At 69.6% G+C, this 14412-nt stretch carries 14 protein-coding genes; 10 read left to right on the plus strand and 4 right to left on the minus strand.

Going from position 1 to position 14412, the window contains the following annotated elements; all coding sequences use genetic code 11:
• Positions 1-8: 8 nt before the first annotated feature.
• From ACO2Q3_RS10705 to ACO2Q3_RS10715, 3 genes are all read right to left on the minus strand, one after another.
• Entirely contained in the window at positions 9-485 is a 477-nt protein-coding gene (locus tag ACO2Q3_RS10705; protein WP_423306559.1) for a VOC family protein, read from the minus strand.
• 71 nt (positions 486-556) lie between these two features.
• The gene (locus ACO2Q3_RS10710; RefSeq protein ID WP_423306560.1) at positions 557-1138 is read right to left on the minus strand and encodes a DUF2059 domain-containing protein; all 582 of its coding nucleotides are present in this window, start codon (positions 1136-1138) and stop codon (positions 557-559) included.
• 18 nt (positions 1139-1156) lie between these two features.
• Positions 1157-1534, minus strand: a complete 378-nt coding sequence (locus tag ACO2Q3_RS10715) for a VOC family protein (RefSeq protein WP_423306561.1) — start codon at positions 1532-1534, stop codon at positions 1157-1159.
• A gap of 240 nt (positions 1535-1774) precedes the next feature.
• On the opposite strand from ACO2Q3_RS10715, the gene rpsF reads away from it, so the two are divergent.
• From rpsF to alr, 7 genes are all read left to right on the plus strand, one after another.
• Positions 1775-2149, plus strand: a complete 375-nt coding sequence (rpsF, locus tag ACO2Q3_RS10720) for a 30S ribosomal protein S6 (RefSeq protein WP_423306562.1) — start codon at positions 1775-1777, stop codon at positions 2147-2149.
• Positions 2146-2424, plus strand: coding sequence for a 30S ribosomal protein S18 (gene rpsR, locus ACO2Q3_RS10725; RefSeq protein ID WP_423306563.1), 279 nt, complete (start codon positions 2146-2148; stop codon positions 2422-2424). Before rpsF ends, rpsR begins: the two co-directional genes overlap by 4 nt.
• Before the next feature lie 14 nt (positions 2425-2438).
• On the plus strand, positions 2439-3023 hold the full coding sequence (gene rplI / locus ACO2Q3_RS10730; RefSeq protein WP_423306564.1) for a 50S ribosomal protein L9: 585 nt from the start codon (positions 2439-2441) through the stop codon (positions 3021-3023).
• A 183-nt stretch (positions 3024-3206) separates the two neighbouring features.
• Positions 3207-5780, plus strand: a complete 2574-nt coding sequence (locus ACO2Q3_RS10735) for a TonB-dependent receptor plug domain-containing protein (RefSeq protein WP_423306565.1) — start codon at positions 3207-3209, stop codon at positions 5778-5780.
• A 164-nt stretch (positions 5781-5944) separates the two neighbouring features.
• A complete protein-coding gene (locus ACO2Q3_RS10740; RefSeq protein WP_423306566.1) occupies positions 5945-7249 on the plus strand; it encodes an ammonium transporter in 1305 nt (434 codons plus the stop codon).
• Positions 7250-7425: 176 nt separating this feature from the next.
• Entirely contained in the window at positions 7426-8916 is a 1491-nt protein-coding gene (locus ACO2Q3_RS10745) for a replicative DNA helicase (RefSeq protein WP_423306567.1), read from the plus strand.
• Complete coding sequence (gene alr / locus ACO2Q3_RS10750) at positions 8913-9956, plus strand: alanine racemase (RefSeq protein WP_423306568.1); 1044 nt, start codon at positions 8913-8915, stop codon at positions 9954-9956. Before ACO2Q3_RS10745 ends, alr begins: the two co-directional genes overlap by 4 nt.
• A gap of 19 nt (positions 9957-9975) precedes the next feature.
• Here the strand turns inward: alr and ACO2Q3_RS10755 are convergent, their stop codons facing one another.
• Positions 9976-10608: a Yip1 family protein gene (locus ACO2Q3_RS10755; RefSeq protein ID WP_423306569.1), complete on the minus strand. Its 633-nt coding sequence runs from the start codon at positions 10606-10608 to the stop codon at positions 9976-9978.
• A 148-nt stretch (positions 10609-10756) separates the two neighbouring features.
• Between ACO2Q3_RS10755 and radA the strand changes: the two genes are divergently transcribed.
• Genes radA through purF form a run of 3 tightly spaced genes read left to right on the plus strand, consistent with a single transcriptional unit; the run spans position 10757 to position 14283 of the window.
• Positions 10757-12121, plus strand: coding sequence for a DNA repair protein RadA (gene radA, locus ACO2Q3_RS10760; RefSeq protein WP_423306570.1), 1365 nt, complete (start codon positions 10757-10759; stop codon positions 12119-12121).
• 3 nt (positions 12122-12124) lie between these two features.
• Positions 12125-12790 carry a CvpA family protein gene (locus ACO2Q3_RS10765; protein ID WP_423306571.1) on the plus strand — a complete coding sequence of 222 codons (666 nt, stop codon included), beginning with the start codon at positions 12125-12127 and terminating at the stop codon, positions 12788-12790.
• Positions 12787-14283, plus strand: coding sequence for an amidophosphoribosyltransferase (gene purF / locus ACO2Q3_RS10770; protein ID WP_423306572.1), 1497 nt, complete (start codon positions 12787-12789; stop codon positions 14281-14283). The genes ACO2Q3_RS10765 and purF overlap by 4 nt, the downstream gene beginning before the upstream one ends.
• The last annotated feature ends 129 nt before the right edge of the window (positions 14284-14412 follow it).

The following is a 14412-nucleotide window of genomic DNA, read 5'->3' on the forward strand; positions in this document are numbered from 1 at the left end:
GCGCAGAGCTAGCCCTCGCGCGCGGCCTCCAGCGCGGCGATGTCCAGCTTCTTCATCTTGAGCATGGCCGCCATCGCCCGGCCCGCCTTCTCGCGGTCGTCGCCGCTCAGCAGGCGGGGCAGCACCGTCGGCACGACCTGCCAGGAGACGCCGAAACGGTCCTTCAGCCACCCGCACTGGCCCGGCTGGCCGCCCTCTTCGCCCAGCGCCTTCCAGTAGTGGTCGACCTCTGCCTGGGTCTCGCAGTCGATGACGAACGAGACCGCCTCGCTGAACTGGAAGATCGGCCCGCCGTTCAGGGCGTTGAAGGGCTGCCCGTCCAGCTCGAAGGCAATGGTCATCACGCTGCCCTCGGCGCCGCCAGGGCTGCCGGGACCGTAGCGGGCGACCGCGGTGATCCTGGAGTTCGGAAACACCGAGACATAGAAATTGGCGGCCTCTTCGGCCTGGTTGTCGAACCACAGGAACGGGCGCGGCTGGGGCATGGGCGTATCTCCTTTTGCCCCCGAAGGACGCCGCGGCCGGCCGCGTTCCGACACGGCGCGGCGGATTCGCCTCACGACTGCTGAGGCGGTGGTGGCTTCGGCAGGGTCGAGCAGTCGATCCTGGCGCAGAAGCGCTTCAGGATCTGGGCGCTGACCTTGGGCATCATCGCCCGCATCGGGCCGGCCATCGCGGCGCTGATCTGCGCATTCTTGGCGACGATCGACTGGCCGACCGGGCTCTCATAGAAGGCCGCCAGCTGGGTCAGCTCATCCTCGGTGAGCACATCGCTCATGGCCGCGACCGCGTCGTCGACCATTTCCGGCGTCAGGGCGTCCATCGCCTCCAGGCAGGAATCGGTGAGCGCCTTGCGTTCGCGCTCCGAGAGGGCCCCATAGTGGCTGCCGGCGTTGTCCAGCAGCGCGGGCATCAGCGACTTCAGCACGCCGGCGACCGTCTGCCGGTAGTGCATCGCCTCCATGTAGCGCCGGGCCAGCGCCATGCGCCGCGACTTGCCGGGATCCATGCGCGACGGATTGTCCGCGCGTTCGGCCCCATCGGTCGCCTTGCCCGACATCGCCGGCTCGGCGGCGGCGAGATTCGCCGACAGAAGGCCGGCGGCCGCAGCCGCAGCCAGCCCGAAACGCCTGATCATCGGAAACGCCCCCGTCCGCTATTTGCGCACGAAGGCGCACAGCTTGTTGCCGTCCGGATCGCGCACATAGGCCGCGTAGAACACCGGATTCATCCCCTCGCGCACGCCGGGCGGCCCCTCGCACGCCCCGCCCTGCGCCAGGGCCGAGGCGTGGAAGGCGTCCACCGCGGCGCGATCATCCGCCAGGAAGGCCAGCATGGTCCCGTTGCCGTGCGTCGCGGTCGAGCGATCCCAGGGCCGGGTCAGGAAGAACTTCGCCCGGTCGCCTGGCCGCGAATAGCCGGTCCAGGTGGGGCTGGTGGTGTCCCGGCGCCCGCCCAGCGGGGCGAACACGGCGTCGTAGAAGGCGACGGCGCGATCCATGTCGTTCACCCCCAGTGTCGAATAGGCGATCATGGCGCGGCGCTCCCCGGACGTCTTCACCCAGTGTCCCAGGCTCGCGCCCGCTGGCAAGAGGCAGGCTTCGCTTGATTTTCCCGGCGTTTACCGCTAGTAGCGCGCCCTCTCTTGGAAGGCGGTCTCTTCGTGGAGCGTAATGGACCTCGGGGCAAGCCCGGGTCGCCACGCTGAGATCCATCGTTTCCGGCGCCTCTTCCGGGCCCGGCGGCGCCGCCCTCCGCAACGGAAGAAGGAACCATGGCTTATTACGAGCACGTGCTCATCGCACGTCAGGACATCTCGCCCCAGCAGGCCGAGGCCCTGAACGAAGAAATCAAGACCCTGATCGAAGGCCAAGGCGGTCACATCGCCAAGATCGAGTACTGGGGTCTGCGCAACCTGACCTACCGCATCAAGAAGAACCGCAAGGGCCACTACTCCCTGCTCGCCCTCGACGCTCCGGCGCCGGCGGTCAAGGAGATGGAGCGCCAGCTGTCGCTGAACGAAGACGTGCTGCGCTACCTGACCGTCCGCGTGGACGAGCTTGATCTGGAACTGTCCCCCGTCCTCGCCCGCCGCGACCGCGATCGCGAGCGCCGTGAAGACTTCACGCCGGGAGAAGGCCGCCAATGACCGACGTTTCCGCTCCCGAAGCCCCGGCCGCTGCGACCAGCGGCGGCGGCCCGCGCCGCGCCTTCATGCGCCGTCGCAAGGTGTGCCCGTTCTCCGGCGCCAACGCCCCGAAGATCGACTACAAGGACGTGAAGCTGCTGCAGCGCTACGTCTCCGAACGCGGCAAGATCGTGCCCTCGCGCATCACCGCCGTCTCGGCCAAGAAGCAGCGTGAACTGGCCAAGGCCATCAAGCGCGCCCGCTTCCTGGCCCTGCTCCCCTACGTCGTGAAGTAAGGGGGAAAGGTCCGATGAAAGTCATTCTGCTCGAACGCGTCGAGCGCCTGGGCGTCCTGGGCGACGAGGTCAACGTGAAGGACGGGTTCGCCCGCAACTTCCTGCTGCCCCGTTCCAAGGCCCTGCGCGCCACGGCCGCCAACCGCAAGATCTTCGAAGGCCAGCGCGCCGACATCGAAGCGCGCAACGCCAAGGCCCGCGAAGTCGCCTCCAAGTCCGGCGAATCCCTGGACGGCACGTCCTATGTGATGATCCGCCAGGCCGGCGAGAGCGGCCAGCTGTACGGCTCGGTCTCCGGCCGTGACGTGGCCGACGCGGTGAACGCCGAAGGCGGCAAGATCGATCGCTCGATGGTCGTTCTCGACAAGCCGATCAAGACCCTGGGCGTCCACCCGGTGAAGGTGCGGCTGCATGCCGAGGTCACCGTCACGGTGAACATCAACATCGCCCGCAGCCAGGACGAAGCCGAGCGCCAGGCGCGCGGCGAGAACGTGATCACCTCGCAGTTCGAGGAAGAGCGCGCGCTCGACGCCGAGGCGGCGGCCGACCTGCTGGACGGCGGCGCCGGTCAGCACGAGTTCGCCTCCGAAGAGGCGTAACCGCCGCTTACAGGTCGACCTTTGGGGGGCGTGACGCAGGTCACGCCCCCTTTGCTTTGGGCGAAACATTTCACCTTCGCCTGTGGCAGAAATGTCATTTCGGTGACCGAACCGAGGCGCCATCTACCCGCCGGCAACGATACCCACCTCCCCGTGGGGTCGTTTAGTGCGGGGACTTCAAACATGCATCATCGACTGTCGATCCTTCTGGCTGCGACCTGCCTGACGGCCGGAGCCGGCGCGGCCCACGCCGCAGACGCCTCCTCAACCGCCGCGGCCGCCGCCGACAATTCCGTCGGCGAACTGGTCGTCATCGGCAGCCGCGCGCCGCCGCGCAGCCGCCTGGACACCACCGCGCCGGTGGACGTGGTGCCGACCACGACCCTGCAGCACAACGGCTCGACGGAGCTGGCCCAGGCGCTGTCCGAGGCCCTGCCCTCGCTGAACTTTCCCCGTCCGACCCTGACCGACGGCACCGACTCGGTGCGCCCGGCCACCCTGCGCGGCCTCGCCCCCGACCAGGTGCTGGTGCTGGTCAACGGCAAGCGCCGCCAGACCTCGGCGCTGGTGAACCTGAACGGCTCGATCGGCCGTGGCACCGCCTCAGTGGACCTCAACACCATCCCGACGGCGGCGCTGAGCACCGTCGAGGTGCTGCGGGACGGCGCCTCGGCCATGTACGGCTCCGACGCCATCGCAGGGGTGATCAACCTGCGCCTGCGCGAGGCCGACCACGGCGGCGGCCTGACGGTGACCTTCGGCGGCTACGACACCGACTTCCACTCCACGCCGCAGGCCGCGCCGGCCGGCGCCACCTGGAACGCCCCGGCCGACCGCCACATCAATGACGGCTTCACCACCACGGTGTCGGCCTGGGAGGGCTACAAGCTCGGCGACAACGGCTTCCTGACGCTGTCGACGGAGTACAAGCACCAGGATCACACGGTTCGGGCCGGCCCGGACGAACGGCCGCAGTACGCGGTGCTGGCGGGCGGCGTCTACGACCCGCGCGAGAACAGCATCAACCGCGTCACCCAGTGGTTCGGCGATCCCGACCTGGAGCAGTACACCTTCTTCGGCAACGGCGGGTACGACGTCGGCGCCGTGCACCTTTACGGCTGGGCCAGCTACCAGCACCGTGACACCACCTCGGGCGGCACGTTCCGGCGCCCCTGCAGCGCCACGGTCTATTGCTATAGCAACAACACGGTCGGCGGCGCCTCGGCCAACTCCTCGATCCAGGACATCGCCGCGATCTATCCCGACGGCTTCCTGCCGAAGATCAATCCCACGGTGCAGGACGCCAGCGCCGCCCTCGGGGCCAAGTTCAAGCTGGGCGAATGGGACGCCGACACCAGCCTGGTCTGGGGCACCAGCAAGATCGATTACCGGGTGATCGACTCGCTGAACGCCACCCTCGGCGCCGCCAGCCCGTCGCGCTTCGACGCCGGCGGCCTGCAGTACAGCCACCTGGTCGGCAATGCCGACTTCACGCGCCAGTTCCACCCGGCCCAGCTGGCAGATCCGATCACCCTGGCGGCCGGCCTGGAGTATCGCTACGAGCGCTATTCGATCCGCGCCGGCGAGCTGAACTCCTACACCAGCGGCGCCAATCCCAAGCTCACCGGGACCAAGTTCGACGGCAGCGGCTCGATCAACGTGCCCTACGCCGCCGGCGCCCAGGTGTTCCCGGGCTTCCAGCCGTCCAACGCCGGCACGAACGATCGCTCGTCCGTCGCCGGCTACGTGGACCTGGACGTGCACCCGCTGCATCAGCTGGACACCGATATCGCGATCCGCGCCGAGCACTATTCCGACTTCGGCAGCGTGGTGACCGGCAAGCTGGCCGGCCGCTATGACTTCTCCGACATGTTCGCGATCCGCGGCGCGATCTCGAACGGCTTCCGCGCTCCGGCGCTGCAGCAGACCTCGTTCACCACCACGTCGACGACCTTCATCAACGGCACGCCGTTCCAGATCGCCACCCTGCCCTCCACCTCGCCGATCGCCGAGGCGGTGGGCGGCAAGCCGCTGGAGCCGGAAAAGTCGGTCAACTATTCGATCGGCGGCGTGTTCCGCTACGGCCGCTTCTCGCTGACCGTCGACGCCTATCGGATCAACGTGAACAACCGCATCGTGCTGTCGGAGAACCTGACCCAGGCCGGCGTCATCGCCCTGCTGCCGTCCGGCAGCGACATCTCGGGGCTGCGGTTCTTCATCAACGGCGTCAACACCACCACCAACGGCGTGGATCTGGTCGGGACCTACAAGATTCCGACGGAGAACTTCGGCTCGTTCGACCTGCAGGCCGGCGTCAGCCACGACGTGACCCTGGTGACCAGGAAGCCCAACACGCCGCAGCTGGTGACGCTGCTCGGCGCCGGGGCGGGCGACGCCCTGTTCGCCTATGTGAACACCTCGATCTACAACAACGGCCAGCCGCAGTGGAAAGGCTCGTTCGAGGCCAACTGGAGCTACGGCATGTGGGGCGCGACCACCCGCGTCACCTACTACGGCAACGTGCACGTGCCGAACACCAACCCGGCGTTCGACTACTGGTTGGGCGACCACGCCCTGGTCGACATGGAACTGCGCGCCAACCTGAACAGCAAGCTGCAGGTGGCCGTGGGCGCCAACAACCTGCTCGACCAGTACCCGCGCCCCGCCCCGAACTCGACGGGCGGGGCCTATTCCAGCTACTCGCCGTTTGGTTTCGACGGCCGGTTCCTGTACGGGCGCGTCAGCTACAACTGGTAGCGGGGGCCGTCGCGGCGGTTCCATCGAAGGGCGGTCCGGACCTCCGGGCCGCCCTTTTTCATGCCCATTTCGCGGGCGAATCCTGATGACAAACCGCGCAACTCCGCCCAATAAAGCGGCGCCGCCGGGTCGGGGCGGCGCTCGAGTCCTGGGGTGGGAAACACGTGCTACGCCTTGCGAAGCCGGCGCTTGCGGCGCTGGGCCTGATCGTCCTGACGCCCGCCGCCGCCCTGGCGCAGGCGGGCGCGCCGCCGGCCCGGCTGGACAGCGGCGACACCGCCTGGGTGCTGGCGGCCACGGCCCTGGTGCTGTTCATGACCCTGCCGGGCCTGGCCCTGTTCTATGCCGGCCTGGTGCGCCAGAAGAACACCCTGTCGGTGATGATCCACTGCGTGGCGATCGCCTGCCTGGCCTCGGTGCTGTGGCTGGCGCTGGGCTATACCCTGTCGTTCGACGGCGCCGGCGCCTTGATCGGCGGCCTCGGCAAGGCGTTCCTGCTGCACACGCCGCGCAGCGCCCTGCACGGGACCATCCCCGAGAGCGCCTTCTTCACCTTCCAGCTGACCTTCGCCGTGATCACCCCCGGCCTGATCGTCGGCGCCTATGTGGAGCGGATCCGCTTCACCGCGGTGCTGCTGTTCAGCGCCCTGTGGCTGCTGCTGGTCTACGCCCCGGTGACCCATTGGGTCTGGGGCGGCGGCTGGCTGGCGCAGCGCGGGGTGATGGACTACGCCGGCGGCCTGGTGGTGCACGCCACGGCAGGCATCTCGGCCCTGGTGCTGGCGGTGTTCCTGGGCCGCCGCGACGGCTTCCCGCGCAACCTCAGCCCGCCGCACAATCCGGGCATGACCATGATCGGCGCCGGCATGCTGTGGGTCGGCTGGTACGGCTTCAACGGCGGCAGCGCCCTGGCCGCCGGCGGCGACGCGGCGATGGCGATCCTGGTGACCCACATCTCGGCCTCCAGCGCCGGCCTGGTCTGGGCCCTGCTGGAGCGCTGGCGCTTCCAGCGGCCGAGCATGGTGGGCATGGTCACCGGCGCGGTGGCGGGCCTGGCCACCATCACCCCGGCCTCCGGCTACGTCGGCCCGCTGGGCGGGCTGATCCTGGGGACGGTGGGCAGCGTGGTCTGCTTCTTCGCCGTCGACATCGTCAAGCACCGCTTCAGGATCGACGACGCCCTGGACGTGTTCGCGGTGCACGGGGTCGGCGGCATTCTGGGGACCCTCCTGGTGGCGTTCCTGGCCGCGCCACAGCTGGGCGGCGTCGGCTACGGCCGCGGCGGCGACATGGCCTCCCAGGCCCTGACCCAGGTGATCGGCGTGGCCGTGGTGTGCCTGTGGTCGGGCGTCGCCAGCATCGCCCTCGCCTTACTGACCCGCGCCGTCACCGGCCTTCGCGCCCGCGACGAGGAGATCGAGGAGGGCCTGGACATGACCTACCACGGCGAGCGGGCCTACAATCCCTGACGCTCGGTCCGGACGCCGGTCGGCGCGGGGATGGCACGTCCGATTCTGACGTAGCGAGACGTCAGGCTGGCCATCGGCGCCCGAATCCCGGCGCCTGTCCACAGCCGAACGATTTCGCAGTGGAGAACGCTTTGTCGCAATGCCCAGGGCCTCAGCCTTAGGCTATCGGTAACCGCATGGCCCTCGCTCCCGCGCTCGACCTGGTACCCGTCTCCCCGACCGTTGAAGTCTCCCACGCCCCGGCCAACGTCGAGGCCGAGCAGGCGCTGCTGGGCGTGCTGCTGTACGACAACGCCGCCTATGAGCGGCTGAGCGACCAGCTGGCCGCGCGGCACTTCTTCGAGCCCTTTCATGGCCGGCTGTTCGGCGCCATCGAAAGCCACATCCGCCGCGGCCAGCTGGCCGACCCTGTGCTGCTGGCCGAACAGTTCCAGCGCGATCCGGCGTTCATCGAGATGGGCGGCGTGCGCTACCTGGCCGACCTGGTCGACCGCGCCCCGGCGGCGGCCAACGCCCACGACTATGCCCGGGTGATCTACGACCTGGCGCTGCGGCGCGAGCTGATCCGCATCGGCGGCGACATCGCCCAGACCGCGCACGAGGGCGACCCGGACCTCACCGCCCGCGACCAGATCGAGCACGCCGAGCAGAAGCTGTTCAGCCTGGCGGAGGCCGGCACCTCGTCCACCGGCTTCCACACCTTCGACCGCTCGCTGGCCAAGGCGGTGGAGAACGCGGCGGAGGCCTACAACCGTGACGGCGGCCTGTCCGGCATCTCCACCGGCCTGACCGATCTCGACCGGATGCTGGGCGGCCTGCACGGGTCCGACCTGATCATCGTCGCCGCGCGCCCATCGATGGGCAAGTCCGCCCTGGCCGCCAACATCGCCTTCAACGTCGCCCGGCGCTACGCCTGGGAGCCCCAGCCCGACGGCAGCAAGAAGACCGTCAGCGGCGGGGTGGTGGCGTTCTTCGCCCTGGAAATGAGCTCCGACCAGCTGGCCGCGCGCCTCCTGGCCGACGTCACCGGCGTGCCGTCCGACCGCATGCGCAAGGGCGAGATCAACGCCTCGGAGTTCGGCCGCATCCGCGACGCGGCGGTGGAGCTGCAGGAAGTGCCGCTGTTCATCGACGACACCGGCGGCATCTCCATCTCCAAGCTGGTGGCCCGCTCGCGCCGCCTCAAGCGCAGCCACGGCCTGGACCTGATCGTCATCGACTACGTGCAGCTGATCACCGGCAGCGAGACCCAGCGCAGCGACAACCGGGTGCAGGAGGTCAGCCAGATCACCATGGCGCTGAAGGCCCTGGCCAAGGAGCTGTCGGTGCCCGTGGTCGCCCTGGCGCAGCTGTCGCGCCAGGTGGAGAACCGCGAGGACAAGAAGCCCCAGCTGTCCGACCTTCGCGAATCCGGCTCCATCGAGCAGGACGCCGACGTGGTGATGTTCATCTACCGCGAGGCCTATTACATGGGCCGCGCCGAGCCCCGCGAGGGGACCGAGGAGCACCTTGCCTGGCAGGAGCAGATGGACAAGATCGCCAACCACGCCGACGTGATCATCGGCAAGCAGCGCCACGGCCCGATCGGCACCGTCAAGCTGCACTTCAACCCCGACCTGACCAAGTTCAGCGACCTCGCCCGCGAAGGCCGGTTCGACCCGCATTGAGCGCCGCGCGCCTGACCATCGACCTGGCCGCCCTGGCGGCCAACCATGCGACGCTGAAGGCCGCCGCGCCGGGCGCCGTGGTCGCGCCGGTGGTCAAGGCCGACGGCTATGGCCTGGGCGCCGGGCTGATCGCCGGGCGGCTGTGGGACGAGGGGGCGCGCGACCTGTTCGTGGCGCGGCTGTCCGAGGGGCAGGCCCTGCGCGCCGCGCTGGGCGGGGGGCGGCCGGCGCGGATCTTCATACTGGATGGCCTGGCGGGCGCGGACGCGGGCGCGCTGGCTGACGCCGACCTGACCCCGGTGCTGAACACCCCGGAGGACATCGCCCGCTGGCGGCCGCAGCGGCGGCCGTGCGGCCTGCATATCGACACCGGCATGAACCGCCTGGGCCTCGACGTGGACGACGCGCGCGCCGCCGCCGACCTCGACGTCGCCCTGGTGATGAGCCACCTGGCCTGCGCCGCCGAGTCGTCGAGCCCGCGCAACGCCCGCCAGCTGGCGCTGTTTCGCCAGGCGCGGGCGCGGTTTCCGGACGCCCCGGCCAGCCTGGCGGCCTCGGCCGGCGTCTACCTGGGCGCCGGCTATCATTTCGACATGGTCCGCCCCGGGATCAGCCTCTATGGCGGCGGCCCGCAGGAAGTGGCCGACGACCGCTTCGCCGCCGTGGCGACGCTGGAAGCGCCGATCCTGCAGGCGCGCGAGCTGCAGGCCGGCGATGCGGTGGGCTATGGCGACGGCTTCGTGGCCGATCGGGCGATGCGGGTGGGACTGCTGGCGGCGGGCTATGCCGACGGCCTGCTGCGCCGCTCGATGGGCCGCGCCACCGCCTGGATCGGCGACGCGCCCGCCCCGATCCTGACGGTGTCCATGGACCTGCTGGCGGTGGATCTGAGCCAGGCGCCCCGCGCCAAGGCGGGCGACCTGGTGCAGTTGCTGGGACCGCGCGCCAGGCTCGACGACCTGGCGGCGGCCACCGGCACGGTCGCGCACGAATGCCTGGTGAGGCTCTCCGCGCGCGCCGAGCGTGTCGGCCGGGGCTGACCCCGGCCGCAAGCCTTGCTCAGTAGTGCGGCAGACCGCCCAGGGCCGCGGCCCCGGTGGCGGCGGCGCTGAACATCATCGCCGCGGTGATGCCGCCGATGATCGCGCCGATCACGGCATTGATCACGATCGCCACCACCAGGGAGACGACCACGTAGCCGACGGCCTTGTCGGCCGGCACCTTCATCAGCTTGGGCAGGCCCAGCCAGAGGATGTACAGGCCGTAGATGGCCGCGATGATCGCCAGCACGCCCAGCACCGGCACGATGTTGAGCACCCCGGCCACCCAGCCGGCGGTATAGGGATAGACGGCCGCCTTCATGGCCTGGACCTGGTTCTTCTCGCCGCCGAAGCTCGGCGCCAGGGCGTCGAAGATCAGGCCGAGGATGAACACGCCGACCAGCGAGGCGACGTAGGTCAGGGCCGCGATGACGATGATCGCCAGCAGGCCCCAGTGGATGAAGAGCAGGTGCTGGATCACCAGGGCCACCGGCGGGATCGCCGCCAGGATCACCGCATAGCCGGTGAACAGCCCCGGCACGGTGGCCGGCTCCCGCTCGATGACGTCCCACTCGGCCGCGGGCTTGATCAGGATGTTCTGCACGCGCTGGATAATGTTCGTGGTGGACGATCCACCCTCGATGACACTCATACCGTCCCTCCGGGATGCGATTAGGAATTCTGAATAACGACGCTAGCCGAGATCGCCCAGCGTGGCGAGATCACAGTTCTGCGAACGATTTGCGGCGCTGCGCGGGCCGGCGCGATAAACTGTGGGCGCTCATCGAATCAGGAGACCCATGGCCCGCGACGGAGCCCTCTATGTCTGCCAGTCCTGTGGCGCGACCCATGCCAAATGGTCCGGCCAGTGCGTGGCCTGCGGCGCGTGGAACACCCTGGTGGAAGAGGTCGCCTCGCGCCCGCCCGGCGCCCTGGCGCCCAGCCGCGGACCGAAGGCGCGGGGCCTGGCGTTCGAGGGACTGGCCTCGGAAACCCCAAGCCCGAAACGGATTCACACCGGGGTGACGGAGTTCGACCGGGTATGCGGCGGCGGCGTGGTGCCGGGCTCGGCGATCCTGCTGGGCGGCGATCCGGGGGTCGGCAAGTCCACTCTGCTGCTGCAGGTCTGCGCCGAGGCGGCCCGTCGCGGCGCGCGCTGCGCCTATATCTCCGGCGAGGAGGCGATCGAGCAGATTCGCTCGCGCGCCCACCGCATGGGGCTGGCCGACGCGCCGATCAACCTGGCGGCCGAGACGGCGCTGCGCGACATCCTCGACGGCCTCAAGCGCGAAGCGTTCGATCTGGTGATCATCGATTCGATCCAGACCCTGTGGAGCGACGCTCACGAGGCCGGCCCGGGATCGGTCACCCAGGTGCGCGCCTGCGCCGGCGAACTGATCCGGCTGGCCAAGAAGCGCTCCATCGCCACCATCCTGGTCGGCCACGTCACCAAGGACGGCCAGATCGCCGGCCCGCGGGTGGTCGAGCACATGGTCGACGCGGTGCTCTCGTTCGAGGGCGAGCGCGGCTATCCCTTCCGCATCCTGCGCGGGGCCAAGAACCGTTTCGGCGCCACCGACGAGATCGGGGTGTTCGAGATGGGCGATGCCGGCCTGGCGGAGGTGAAGAACCCCTCGGCCCTGTTCCTCAACGAGGGCGGCCAGCGCGCCGCCGGGGCGGCGGTGTTCGCCGGCATCGAGGGCTCGCGTCCGGTGCTGGTGGAGTTCCAGGCCCTGGTCGCGCCGTCCGCGTACGGCACGCCGCGCCGGGCGGTGGTAGGATGGGATTCCGGACGCCTGGCGATGGTGCTGGCGGTGCTGGAAGCGCGCTGCGGGCTTGGATTCGGCACGCGTGACGTTTACTTGAACGTCGCCGGCGGCCTGCGCATCAGCGAGCCGGCGGCGGATCTGGCGGCGGCCGCGGCCCTGGCCTCCTCGGCCGTCGACGTGGCCCTGCCGCAGGACTGCGTGGTGTTCGGCGAGGTCAGCCTCTCGGGCGACGTGCGCCCGGTGTCGAGAATGGAGTCCCGGCTGAAGGAAGCGGCGAAATTGGGCTTCGCCCGGGCGCTCGCCCCCTCCTCCGCGGCGGAAGCCGGCGGCGCCGTCACCGGTGTCTCGCGCCTGATGGATGCGATCGATCGCATCCGGGAAGAGCGCTGGGACTGACCCATGAGCCTGTTCGACGTCGTCGCCGGCCTCGTGCTCATCGTCTCGGGGCTCATAGCGTTCATTCGCGGCGCGACTCGGGAAGTCACCACCGTCCTGGCGTTCATCGCGGCCATCTTCGTGGCCGTCTACGGCCTGCGCTTCTCCGGGCCGATCGCCCGCCACGCCATCCATACCGCCTGGATCGCCAACACCGCCGCGGTGCTGCTGCTGTTCGTGTTCGCCTACATCCTGTTCCGGGTGATCGGCGGCGCATTGACGCAGAAGGTCCGCCAGACCGCCCTTTCCGGCCTGGATCGCCTATTGGGCCTGGGCATCGGGCTCGTGCGCGGAGCCGTCGTCGTGGGCGCCTTCACCTTGCTGATCAACGCCGCCACCCCACCTGAGCGGATGCCCGCCTGGATCAAGGACGCCAAGCTCTATCCGGCGGCCAGCGGCGTGGCCTCGATCCTGCGCTCCGTGGCGCCGGAGGGGCTGCGCATGGCCCACACCGTCGAGCCGTCGATGCGCGACGCGGTCAAGGCCGGAACCACCGACGCGGGAGCGGATTCCGCGGCGGACGAAGATCAGTCTGCGGCGGATTCCGCCACGACGGAAACAGCCGCGAAACCTCATCACGGCAAGAGACCCCGGTCGACCCCCGACGACCTGCAGGAGAGAGAGCGGTGACCCTTCCAGCCCCCCCGCCCCATCGCGATCCCCCCCATCGCGATCCTGACGACGACACCCTGCGCCTGGAATGCGGGGTGTTCGGCGTGTTCGGCGTGGACGACGCCTCCCAGGTGGTGGCGCTGGGGTTGCACGCGCTGCAGCACCGCGGCCAGGAGGCCTGCGGCATCGCCGCCTTCGACGGCCAGGGCTTTCACACCGAGCGGCACATGGGTCTGGTGGCGGACGCCTTCTCCGGCCCCGACCTGGCGCGGCGGCTGCCAGGCTTCGCCGGCATCGGCCACACGCGCTATTCCACCGCGGGCGGCTCGTTCATCCGCAACGTCCAGCCGATGTTCGCCGACCTGGGCGGCGGCGGGGTGGCCATCGCGCACAACGGCAACCTGACCAACTTCCTGCACCTGCGCCAGCAGCTGGTCGCCGACGGGGCGATCTTCCAGTCCACCTCCGACAGCGAGGTGATCCTGCATCTGATCGCCCGCTCGCGGAAGGCCAAGGTGGTCGACCGCTTCATCGAGGCGATCAGCCAGATCGAGGGCGGCTACGCCCTGGTGGCGCTGACCAACAAGAAGCTGATCGGCGTGCGCGACCCGCTGGGCATCCGCCCTCTGGTGCTGGGCGACCTGGGCGGCAAGTACGTGCTGGCCTCCGAGACCAGCGCCCTGGAAATGATCGGCGCCCGCTTCGTGCGCGACGTCGCCCACGGCGAGATGGTGGTGATCACCGAGGAGGGGGTGGAGTCGCTGCGCCCGTTCCCGGCCAACCACGCTCGGCCGTGCGTGTTCGAATACGTCTACTTCGCCCGCCCCGACAGCGTGGTGAACGGCAAGTCGGTCTACGAGGTGCGCAAGCAGATGGGCCGCCGCCTGGCCGAGGAAAGCGGCGTGCCGGCCGACGTGGTGGTGCCGGTGCCGGACTCCGGCGTTCCGGCGGCCCTGGGCTATGCGGAGCGCAGCGGCCTGCCCTTCGACCTGGGCATCATCCGCAGCCACTACGCCGGGCGCACCTTCATCCAGCCCACCCAGGGCGTGCGCGAACTGGGCGTGCGCATGAAGCACAGCCCCAACCGCGCGGTGCTGGAGGGCAAGCGCGTGGTGCTGATCGACGATTCCATCGTGCGCGGCACCACCTCGCTTAAGATCGTGCGCATGGTGCGCGAAGCCGGCGCCAAGGAGGTGCACCTGCGATCGGCCTCGCCGCAGATCCAGTGGCCCGACTTCTACGGCATCGACATGCCGGACCGCGAAAAGCTGCTGGCGGCCACCAAGAGTCTCGCCGAAATGGCTGAATTCCTTGAGGTCGACAGCCTGGGCTTCCTGTCGGTGGAAGGGCTGTACTGGGCGATGGGCGCCGGCCCGCGCGATCCTGACGTGCCGCAGTTCACCGACCACTATTTCACCGGCGACTACCCCACCCGCCTGCTGGACCGCGAGATCGCCGAAGGGCGCAACGATCCGGCCGAGCAGCAGCTTTCCTTCCTGGTGGACGCCTGATGTCGACGGTTCGCCTGCCCGTTGGCGGTCGCCTCGAAGCCCCTCCCCCTCGCGGGGAGGGGTTGGGGTGGGGGCGCCAGCGCCGCGCTCTGCGGGGACGCAGCTCAGCCCTTTCCGGCAAGGCCTTCG

This window comes from Caulobacter sp. KR2-114 (assembly GCF_049446115.1).
Taxonomy (GTDB): domain Bacteria; phylum Pseudomonadota; class Alphaproteobacteria; order Caulobacterales; family Caulobacteraceae; genus Acaudatibacter.